8 protein-coding genes are annotated in these 9,396 nt (G+C 63.7%); all 8 read left to right on the forward strand.

Going from position 1 to position 9,396, the window contains the following annotated elements:
• The first annotated feature begins 12 nt into the window (after window positions 1-12).
• The 8 genes from F3H95_RS18870 (at window position 13) to minE (ending at window position 9,072) form a co-directional block, all read left to right on the forward strand.
• Window positions 13-921 (forward strand): sugar ABC transporter permease, encoded by a 909-nt coding sequence (locus F3H95_RS18870; RefSeq protein WP_149747118.1) that lies wholly within the window; start codon window positions 13-15, stop codon window positions 919-921.
• On the forward strand, window positions 921-1,772 hold the full coding sequence (locus F3H95_RS18875; protein WP_149747119.1) for a carbohydrate ABC transporter permease: 852 nt from the start codon (window positions 921-923) through the stop codon (window positions 1,770-1,772). Before F3H95_RS18870 ends, F3H95_RS18875 begins: the two co-directional genes overlap by 1 nt.
• Window positions 1,769-3,874: an alpha-galactosidase gene (locus F3H95_RS18880; protein WP_149747120.1), complete on the forward strand. Its 2,106-nt coding sequence runs from the start codon at window positions 1,769-1,771 to the stop codon at window positions 3,872-3,874. Before F3H95_RS18875 ends, F3H95_RS18880 begins: the two co-directional genes overlap by 4 nt.
• A complete protein-coding gene (gene ugpC / locus F3H95_RS18885) occupies window positions 3,867-4,961 on the forward strand; it encodes a sn-glycerol-3-phosphate ABC transporter ATP-binding protein UgpC (RefSeq protein ID WP_149747121.1) in 1,095 nt (364 codons plus the stop codon). The genes F3H95_RS18880 and ugpC overlap by 8 nt, the downstream gene beginning before the upstream one ends.
• Entirely contained in the window at window positions 4,961-6,892 is a 1,932-nt protein-coding gene (locus F3H95_RS18890; protein WP_149747122.1) for a beta-galactosidase, read from the forward strand. Before ugpC ends, F3H95_RS18890 begins: the two co-directional genes overlap by 1 nt.
• A 340-nt stretch (window positions 6,893-7,232) precedes the next feature.
• On the forward strand, window positions 7,233-7,970 hold the full coding sequence (minC, locus tag F3H95_RS18895; protein WP_142880503.1) for a septum site-determining protein MinC: 738 nt from the start codon (window positions 7,233-7,235) through the stop codon (window positions 7,968-7,970).
• A gap of 29 nt (window positions 7,971-7,999) precedes the next feature.
• Window positions 8,000-8,815, forward strand: coding sequence for a septum site-determining protein MinD (gene minD / locus F3H95_RS18900; protein ID WP_142880502.1), 816 nt, complete (start codon window positions 8,000-8,002; stop codon window positions 8,813-8,815).
• Entirely contained in the window at window positions 8,812-9,072 is a 261-nt protein-coding gene (gene minE, locus F3H95_RS18905; protein WP_142880501.1) for a cell division topological specificity factor MinE, read from the forward strand. The genes minD and minE overlap by 4 nt, the downstream gene beginning before the upstream one ends.
• The last annotated feature ends 324 nt before the right edge of the window (window positions 9,073-9,396 follow it).

Consider the following 9,396-nt stretch of genomic DNA (forward strand, 5'->3'; position numbering starts at 1 on the left):
CGAGGTGTTGCCGTGACTCAGGCCGTCTCTCCGCAGCCGGGCTTCTGGAAGAAAAACCAGCAGAAGCTCGCGCCCTGGCTGTTCCTTGCGCCAGGCCTGCTGATGTTCGTCATCTACGTGCTGGTGCCGATCTTCGAATCCATCTGGATCAGTTTTCACGACTGGGACGGTCTCGGCGCCAAGGTCTGGATCGGGCTTGGCAACTATGCGGAACTGCTGCAGGACGACGCCTTCTACACCTCGCTGAAGAACAACATCATCTGGCTGGTGCTGTATCTGCTGTCCATTCCGGCCGGTCTGGCGGTGGCGCTGTTCCTCAACCAGACGGTTCCCGGCATCCGCCTCTACAAGTCGCTGTTCTTCTTCCCCTTCGTCTTGAGCCAGGTCGTCGTCGGCCTGATGTTCACCTGGTTCTATGCGCCCGACTTTGGCCTGTTCTCCAAGCTGATCGAGGAGATCACCGGTCAGCAGATCGCGATCCTCGCCGACGAGCGCTTCGTGACCTACGGCATCATCGTCGCCGGTCTCTGGCCGCAGACGGCCTATTGCATGATCCTCTACCTGACGGGCCTCAACAACATCAATCCGGAACAGGTCGAGGCCGCCCGCATGGATGGCGCCAAGGGGCTGAAGCTTCTCTGGTACGTGATCCTGCCGCAACTGGCACCTGCCACCTTCATCGCCATGGTCGTCACCGTCATTGGCTCGCTGCGCTCCTTCGACCTCGTGTCGATCATGACCGCCGGCGGTCCCTACGGCTCCAGCCAGGTCCTCTCTTACTTCATGTATGAACAGGCGCTGTCGGAATACGGCTTCCGCATGGGCTATGGCGCGGCGATCGCGGTGGTGCTCTTCCTCATCATGATGATCTTCATCACGCTCTTCATCGTGCGGATGATCGCCCAGGAAAGGAACGCCTGATGTTCCCCACACCCATCGAGAAGGCTTCGCCCTTCGTCCAGACGGCCTACAAGGTGGTGCTGCCGATCGCGCTGATCCTCTGGCTGCTGCCGCTGATCGGGGTCGCCATGACCTCGGTGCGGCCGGCGAGCGATCTGGCGGCCGGCAACTATTTCGGCATCCCCTCCGGTTTCGCCGGCATCCAGAATTACACGGCCGTGTTCCGCGACTCGCCGATCGGCCTCTACATCCTCAATTCGTTCAAGGTAACGATCCCGACGGTGATCGGCGCGGTGGCACTGTCCTGCCTCACCGGTTTCGCGCTGGCCGTCTACAAGTTCAAGGGCAATCTCGTCCTGTTCTTCCTCTTCGTCGCCGGCAATTTCATTCCGTTCCAGATCCTGATGGTGCCGGTGCGCGACATGACGCTGCGGGCCGGGCTCTATGACACCACGCTCGGCCTCGTGCTGTTCCATGTCGCCTTCCAGACTGGCTTCTGCACGCTGTTCATGCGCAACTTCATCAAGGGCCTGCCGTTTGCACTGATCGAATCCGCCCGCGTCGAGGGCGTCTCCGAATGGCGGATCTTCCGCTACATCGTGCTGCCGCTGATGCGCCCGGCGATTGCAGCACTTTCGGTGCTCGTCTTCACCTTCGTCTGGAACGATTACTTCTGGGCAACGGTGCTGGTGCAGGGCCAGCACGCCATGCCGGTAACCGCCGGCCTCTACTCGCTGAACGGCCAGTGGGTTGCCGCATGGCACCTGGTCTCCGCCGGTTCGATCGTCGCGGCGCTGCCGCCGGTCGCCATGTTCTTCCTGATGCAGCGGCATTTCATTGCCGGCCTGACGCTTGGAGCCACCAAGGGATGAGTGACATCGTAACCATCGGCGCGGGCGCCTTTGCGCTCAGCCTGCGCCTGCCGGATCTCGGCATGCCGGAAATCCTGAGTTTCGGACAGGCCGCCGTTTCGGCCGAGCCGCTGTTCGACATCGAGCGTTCCAGCCGGGTCAACGGCATGGATATCGCCGTTCCCTCCGCCGTTCTGTTGCCGACCGGCGGCATGGGCTTCTTCGGCTGGCCGGCGATCGCAGGCCACCGGCAGGGCCGCGATTTCGTTGCACAGTTCGGCGCCTGGCGTATCAGCCGCGAGGGCGCGCGCACTGTGCTCCTTGGCACCGATCCTGTCGCGAAGCTGGAGCTTGCCATCGAGATCACCGCCCATGCGAGCGGGCTTCTCTCCATGGCCACAACACTCACCAATCGCAGGGAGAGCGATTACCAGCTCGACCGCTGCATGGCCGGCACCTTCCTGGTGCCGCAGGGTGCTGTCGAGGTGATGAGCTTCACGGGCATCTGGGGGCGTGAGTTCCAGACCCGGCGTGATGCACTCGGCAACGGCATCTGGAGCCAGGAAAGCCGGCGCGGGCGCACTTCGCATGACCGTTTTCCCATGCTGTTCATCGAGGGGGCGGACCTCCGCTTCGGCGTGACCCTCGGTTTCAGCGGGAATCACCAGATGGTCATCGACCGCACCGATGACGGCCAGCGGCTGATCCATCTCGGTGAGCTCTTCGAACCCGGCGAGATGATTCTGGGCGCCGGCCAAAGCTATCAGAGCCCGGTTGCCTATGCGGGGCCGGATACGGCGGCCTTCCACGCCTTCGTACGCGGCGAACTGCTCGAGTGGCCGGGTGGCCACATGTCGCCCCGACCGGTGACGTTGAACACCTGGGAAGGCAATTATTTCGATCACCGGATGGATTCGCTGAAGGCACAGGCGACGGCCGCAGCCGAGCTCGGGATCGAGCGTTTCGTGCTGGACGATGGCTGGTTCGGCAAGCGGGACGATGACACCACCAGCCTTGGCGACTGGGATATCGACGCCCGCAAGTATCCCGAGGGCCTGAAGCCGCTCGTCGACCACGTGACCGGGCTCGGCATGCAGTTCGGCATCTGGTTCGAGCCGGAAATGGTCAACCCCGTCTCCGAACTCTACAAGGCGCATCCGGACTGGGCGCTTTCCATCGAGGGCCGCCCGATCCTTGAATCGCGCACCCAGCTGGTGCTGGACCTGACGCGGCCGGAGGTGTCCGACTACCTCTTCGCCAAGATCGATGCGGTGCTGTCCCGCCACGCCGTCTCCTACATCAAGTGGGACATGAACCGTGACCTGACCCATGCCGGCGGTCTGGACGGCAAGGCCAAGTTCGCCGCCCAGACGCGGGCGGTCTATGCGCTGATGGACCGCGTGCGCGCCGCCCATCCCCAGGTCGAGATCGAAAGCTGCGCCTCCGGGGGCGGCCGCATCGACTACGGCGCGCTGAAGCGCACCCATCGTGTCTGGACCTCCGATTGCACCGATGCGCTGGAGCGGCTGGAAATCCAGCGTGGCGCCTCCCGCTTCGTGCCGCCGGAAATCCTCGGCAGCCATATCTCGGCCGTGCCGAACCACCAGACCGGCCGACGCCATACGCTCGCTTTCCGGGCGCTGGTGGCGATTGCCTATCATCTCGGCGTCGAGCTGAACCCGCTGGAACTGTCCGAGGATGAGCGCAGCGATCTGAAACTCTATATCGAGACCTACAAGCGGCTGCGCGGTCTTTTCCATGCGCCGGGCGCCAATTTCCAGCTGGAACCTGTCGACGGACGCTATGTCTGGGGTGCGGCGAGCGCGGAGAAGATCGTGCTGATCGTCGCGCAGGGGCCGCAGATGGTGGGCGAACAGCCGGCGCCGCTGAGGCTGCCGGATAGCGTCACGCGTTTCGGTGGTGATTGGACCATCGAGCGCGTGCTGCCGGCCGAACCCGAATTCATCCGCATCTCCGAGGGGCAGAAGCGCTTCCTGGCTGGTGAGGTCTCCTTCTCGCTCGCCGCCGCCGGCCGCGCCGGCCTGCCGCTCCCGATGCTGAAGCCGGAAAGCGCGATGCTCCTCGAACTTACACCTTTCAAGGGAGGCAAATCCCATGGCTGATGTCAGCCTTCGCAATGTCAAGAAGCAGTTTGGCGCGCTCAGCGTCATCAAGGGCGTCGATCTCGAGGTCAAGGATGGCGAGTTCTGCGTCTTCGTCGGCCCCTCCGGCTGCGGCAAGTCCACCCTTTTGCGGATGATCGCGGGCCTTGAGGACATCACCTCCGGGGCGCTTGCCATCGGCGGCAAGGATATGACCAGTGTCGGCCCTTCCGAACGCGGTGTTGCCATGGTCTTCCAGTCCTATGCGCTCTATCCGCACATGACGGTCGCCGAAAACATCGGCTTCGGCCTCAAGATGACCGGCCATCCGAAGGAGCTGATTGCCGAGCGCACCGGAAAAGCGGCGAAGATGCTGCAGCTCGAGGCGCTTCTGCAGCGCAAGCCTGGCCAGCTCTCCGGCGGCCAGCGCCAGCGTGTCGCGATCGGCCGCGCCATCGTGCGCAATCCGGAGGTCTTCCTGTTCGACGAGCCGCTGTCGAACCTCGATGCGGCGCTGCGCGTGCAGATGCGCACCGAGCTTTCGAAGCTGCACCAGGACCTCAAGGCGACGATGATCTACGTCACGCATGATCAGGTCGAGGCCATGACCATGGCCGACAAGATCGTCGTGCTGTCGGCCGGCAAGATCGAACAGGTCGGCTCGCCGCTCGAACTCTATCATCGCCCGAACAATCTCTTCGTCGCCGGCTTCATCGGCTCGCCGAAGATGAATTTCCTGAAGGTGAAGGTTACGGCAGGCGAGGGCGGTTCGGTCCGCATCGCCCTGCCGGGTGCCGATCTTCCGCTGCCGACCCATGGCGCCGCCGTCCCGGCCGGCGAGTTGACGCTCGGCCTGCGTCCCGAACACATCGACGCCAGCGGCAAGGGGGACGTGACGATCACCGCCACCGTGAAGCTCGCCGAATATCTCGGCTCCGAGACGCTCTTCTTCGTCACGCTGGCGGATGGGTCGGAACTCGCCGTCAAGGCCGATGGCCTTGCCACGCAAAAGCCGGGCGAGACGCTGACGCTCGGCATCAATGCCAAGGCCTGCCATCTGTTCGATGGACAGGGGCTCGCCGTCATCAATGGGGATCTGACACGATAATGCTGGGCGTCTGCTATTACCCGGAACATTGGGACGAAAGCCGCTGGGAGAGCGATGCGCGCCGCATGCGCGAACTCGGCATCTCCTTCGTGCGCATCGGCGAATTCGCCTGGTCGCGGCTGGAGCCGCGCCGCGACAGCTTCACCTTCGACTGGCTTGACCGCGCGATCGACGTGCTGACGGCTGCCGGCCTGAAGATCGTGCTCGGCACCCCGACCGCCACGCCGCCGAAATGGCTGGTGGACGAATGCCCCGACATTGTTCCCTATGACGAGCAGGGCCGTCCGCGCGGCTTCGGCTCGCGCCGGCACTACACCTTTTCCTCGCAAACCTGGTGGAAGGAAAGCGCCCGCATCGTCGAGATCGTCGCGAAGCGCTACGGGGCGCATCCCGGCATCGTTGGCTGGCAGACCGATAACGAATATGGCTGCCACGATACGACGCTCTCCTGGGGGCCTGAGGATCTGAAGAGCTTCAGGCGCTGGCTGCGGCTGCGTTACCAGTCCACCGACCAGCTGAACGAGGCCTGGGGTACGGTGTTCTGGTCGATGGAACTGCAGAGTTTCGACGACGTGGCGCTGCCCAACCTGACCGTGACCGAGCCCAACCCGGCGACGCGCCTCGATTTCTGGCGCTTCCATTCCGATCAGGTCGCGGCCTATGACAAGATGCAGTGCGAGATCATCCGCAAGCATTCGCCGGGCCGCTGGATCACCCATAACTTCATGGGTTTCGTCTCCGATTTCGACCACTTCCAGGTGGCCGACAATCTCGATCTCGCCTCCTGGGACAGCTATCCCATCGGCTTCGTCGAAAAGTTTCCCTTCACAGAGGCGGAGCGCAACCGCTGGGCCGAGACCTCGCATCCGGACATCGCCTCCTATCACCACGATCTCTACCGCGCTGTCGGCAAGGGGCGGTTCTGGGTGATGGAACAGCAGCCGGGTCCGGTGAACTGGGCGCCGTGGAATCCGGTGCCGAAGCCCGGCATGGTGCGGCTGTGGACCTGGGAGGCGCTCGCGCACGGGGCCGAGGTCGTCAGCTATTTCCGCTGGCGCCAAGCGCCCTTTGCCCAGGAGCAGATGCATGCCGGCCTGAACCTTTCCGGCCTCGATGAATGGTCGCCGGGCGGGCTGGAAGCCCGCACCGTCGCGGAAGAATTGTTAAGCCTCGGCGATCTGCCGCAGACGGACAAGGCGCCGGTCGCGCTCCTCTTCGACTACCAGAGTTACTGGACGACGATGATCCAGCCGCAGGGCCGCGACTTCCGCTACGAGGAGCTGTGCTTCCGCTGGTACGAAGGTCTGCGCCGCCTCGGACTGAACGTTGACTTCGTGCGCCCCGGCGCTTCGCTGGAGGGCTATCCGCTGGTCGTGGTACCCTGCATGACGGAGGTGGACGAGGCAACCCGCGCTGCGCTCGAAAAGGCGGAAGGCACCGTGCTCATCGGCGCCCGCACCGGTTCGCGCGACCGCAATTTCCGCATTCCGCAGAACCTGCCGCCGGGTCCGCTGGCCGATCTCACCGGCAACCGCGTCGTGCAGGTGTCGAGCCTTCGGCCCGGTCTGTCCGATAGCGTTTCGGGCGATGTTTCCGGGGCGGGCATTCGCTGGCGGGAATATCTGGAGACGACGGCAGACGTGCTGGCGCGCTTCGCCAATGGCGATCCCGCGCTGACGCAAAAGGGCAACGTGCTCTATCTCGCCTGCTGGGCCGATGAGGCGCTGCTGGGCGCCGTGCTGACGCAGGTGGCGGAGAAGGCCGGCCTCGACACGCTTCCCGTACCGGACTTCATCCGCATCCGCCGTCGCGGCAATCTGGTCTTTGCCTTCAACTATGGCACCGAAGACTGGCCCCTCCCAACTGGCGTCGAACGCGTTCAGGGTGAGGCCGTGCTGAAGCCGCAGGCGGTAGCCATCTGGCGCGGCTGATCGCGCCGTCGCGCAAGCAAGGTGCAAGGCCCGCGGTCCGGATGGTCCGCGGGCCTTTTCCGTTCTCACCCTGGCTTGGCGGCAGGCCGCTGCCGTGCATGAAAATCTGATTCGCCTTGCAGGGTTGTGCCGCGGTACCCGAAGCGATCGAAGTGCCCTCGCCGGGGGATTTCGTTAACGGCTGATCGCGAAAAACGCGCCGCCGGTAAACCTGCAGAAATCCTAAAAAAACAATGTTTGTCGGCTGTTTACGCCAGGACGCAAGCTTCGCCCATGCTTCAGCGTTAACCCTCTGTTAACCACGCCGGGGATAGGCATGGTCAACGATTTGTTTACGTAGATGACTGAAGTGCTAACAGATTCTCGCTCCATCCGGATCAAGGGCCGCTCGTTTCTGGCGGTGGTTCTGTCGCCGGATCTGCCCCTCGATGACTGGCTCGCGCGCCTTGACGATCTGGCGAAGCGGTCCGCCGGCTTCTTCCTGGGGCGTCCGGTCGTTCTCGATGTGACGGATCTCGGGCTCGACCGGATCCAGCTGAAGGATCTGATCGCATCGCTTGGCGAACGCAATGTCAGCGTGATGGGCGTCGAGGGCGCAAGGCCTTCCGCCATCGGTCCAGGCATGCCGCCGGCGCTGAAGGGCGGCCGTCCTGCCCCCGATGTCGAAGTGACCGAAAGCGAAGCGACGCTTGAGGCGCCGCAGCCGGCCGCGGCCCAGCCGATCATCACGGAAGCGCCCCGCCAGACGCTGCAATCTCTGGTGATCCGCGAGCCGGTGCGCTCCGGCCAGTCGATCGTCTTTACCGAAGGCGATGTGACCGTGGTCGGTTCGGTCGCCTCCGGTGCCGAGGTGATCGCCGGCGGATCGGTTCACATCTACGGCGCCCTGCGCGGGCGCGCCATGGCGGGGGCCGTCGGCAATGCCGGCGCCCGCATCTTCTGCCGCAAGCTCGAAGCCGAGCTGGTGGCGATCGACGGCGTCTACAAGATGGCCGAGGATCTCGACCCCGCGCTGTTGGGCCAGCCGGTCCAGCTGTGGCTGGATGGGGATGCGATCATCGCCGAGAAACTAATTTGAGCCGGAACCGGCGAGAACAGGAGAGCAAGATGGGCAAGGTCATCGTCGTTACATCAGGCAAGGGCGGGGTCGGCAAGACAACCTCCACCGCCGCGCTCGGCGCAGCACTTGCGCAGCGCAACGAAAAGGTCGTCGTTGTCGATTTCGACGTCGGCCTGCGCAATCTCGATCTGGTGATGGGGGCGGAACGCCGCGTCGTCTACGATCTCGTCAACGTCATCCAGGGCGATGCCAAGCTGCCGCAGGCGCTGATCCGCGACAAGCGTCTGGAAACCCTGTTCCTGCTGCCGGCCTCCCAGACGCGCGACAAGGACAATCTGACGCCGGAAGGCGTCGAACAGGTCATCAACGAGCTGAAGCGCTATTTCGACTGGGTGATCTGCGACAGCCCTGCCGGTATTGAACGGGGTGCGACCCTTGCCATGCGTCATGCGGATGTCGCCGTGGTTGTCACCAATCCCGAGGTTTCCTCGGTTCGTGATTCCGACCGCATCATCGGCCTGCTGGATTCCAAGACGCTGAAGGCCGAGCGCGGCGAACGCATGGAAAAGCATCTGCTGCTGACCCGCTACGATGCCACCCGCGCCGAGCGCGGCGACATGCTGAAGGTCGACGATGTCCTGGAGATCCTGTCGATCCCGCTGCTCGGCATCATCCCGGAAAGCACCGATGTGCTGCGCGCCTCCAATATCGGCGCGCCGGTCACGCTGGCGGATGCCCGTTCAGCGCCCGCCATGGCCTATTTCGAAGCGGCCCGCCGGCTGGCCGGCGAAGCCCTGCCCGTGTCCATCCCCGGCGAGAAGCGCGGCCTTCTGTCCAAGATCTTCACGCGGAGGGCCGCATGAGCCTCTTCAAGCTGTTTCGCAAACCCGTCTCCGCCCCGTTGGCGCGCGAGCGTCTGCAGGTGCTGCTCGCTCATGAACGTGCATCTGCCGGATCCGATCTGGTCGCCGTGTTGCGCGAGGAAATCCTCGCCGTCATCGCCCGCCATGTGCAGGTCGACAGCGAGAAGGTCCGCATCAAGGTGGATCGTGACGAACACGTCTCGATCCTCGAGATCGATGTAGAGATCCCGCGCGACGCCACCATGCTCGCGGCCTGACAGGGACATGTTTGCCGGTCCTGTCCGGCGTGGCGTTATCCAGAACAATCTCGGGGCTGCCCATGCGGGCGGCCCCGTTTTGCGTTTTCTCCAGCATCCGATGCCGGCCCACAGAAGCCCCTTCGCCGTGTGTGTATTTTGGGATTGTTTGGGTCTGGTTTTGGGGTGATTTTGGAATTTTCTTTTGTAATCAGTGTGTTGTGATTTTCTTTCCGATTTTTTGCGATTGCGGATTGACGCTTTGTGTGGTGGCTCGTATAAGCCGGTTCATCAACGAGGGCGGCGGCGCTGCTGGCGACGGTGTCTCTTGTTCTGGCGGGTTAG

The sequence above is a fragment of the Rhizobium sp. RU35A genome (assembly GCF_900156005.1).
Taxonomy (GTDB): Bacteria; Pseudomonadota; Alphaproteobacteria; order Rhizobiales; family Rhizobiaceae; genus Neorhizobium; species Neorhizobium straminoryzae.

What these genes read in the sequence shown, in the direction of transcription:
- ugpC (WP_149747121.1), top strand. Translation starts at nt 3,867, where the DNA reads ATGGCTGATGTCAGCCTTCGCAATGTCAAGAAGCAGTTTGGCGCGCTC.
- F3H95_RS18890 (WP_149747122.1), top strand. Translation starts at nt 4,961, where the DNA reads ATGCTGGGCGTCTGCTATTACCCGGAACATTGGGACGAAAGCCGCTGG.
- F3H95_RS18875 (WP_149747119.1), top strand. Translation starts at nt 921, where the DNA reads ATGTTCCCCACACCCATCGAGAAGGCTTCGCCCTTCGTCCAGACGGCC.
- F3H95_RS18880 (WP_149747120.1), top strand. Translation starts at nt 1,769, where the DNA reads ATGAGTGACATCGTAACCATCGGCGCGGGCGCCTTTGCGCTCAGCCTG.
- minE (WP_142880501.1), top strand. Translation starts at nt 8,812, where the DNA reads ATGAGCCTCTTCAAGCTGTTTCGCAAACCCGTCTCCGCCCCGTTGGCG.
- minC (WP_142880503.1), top strand. Translation starts at nt 7,233, where the DNA reads ATGACTGAAGTGCTAACAGATTCTCGCTCCATCCGGATCAAGGGCCGC.
- minD (WP_142880502.1), top strand. Translation starts at nt 8,000, where the DNA reads ATGGGCAAGGTCATCGTCGTTACATCAGGCAAGGGCGGGGTCGGCAAG.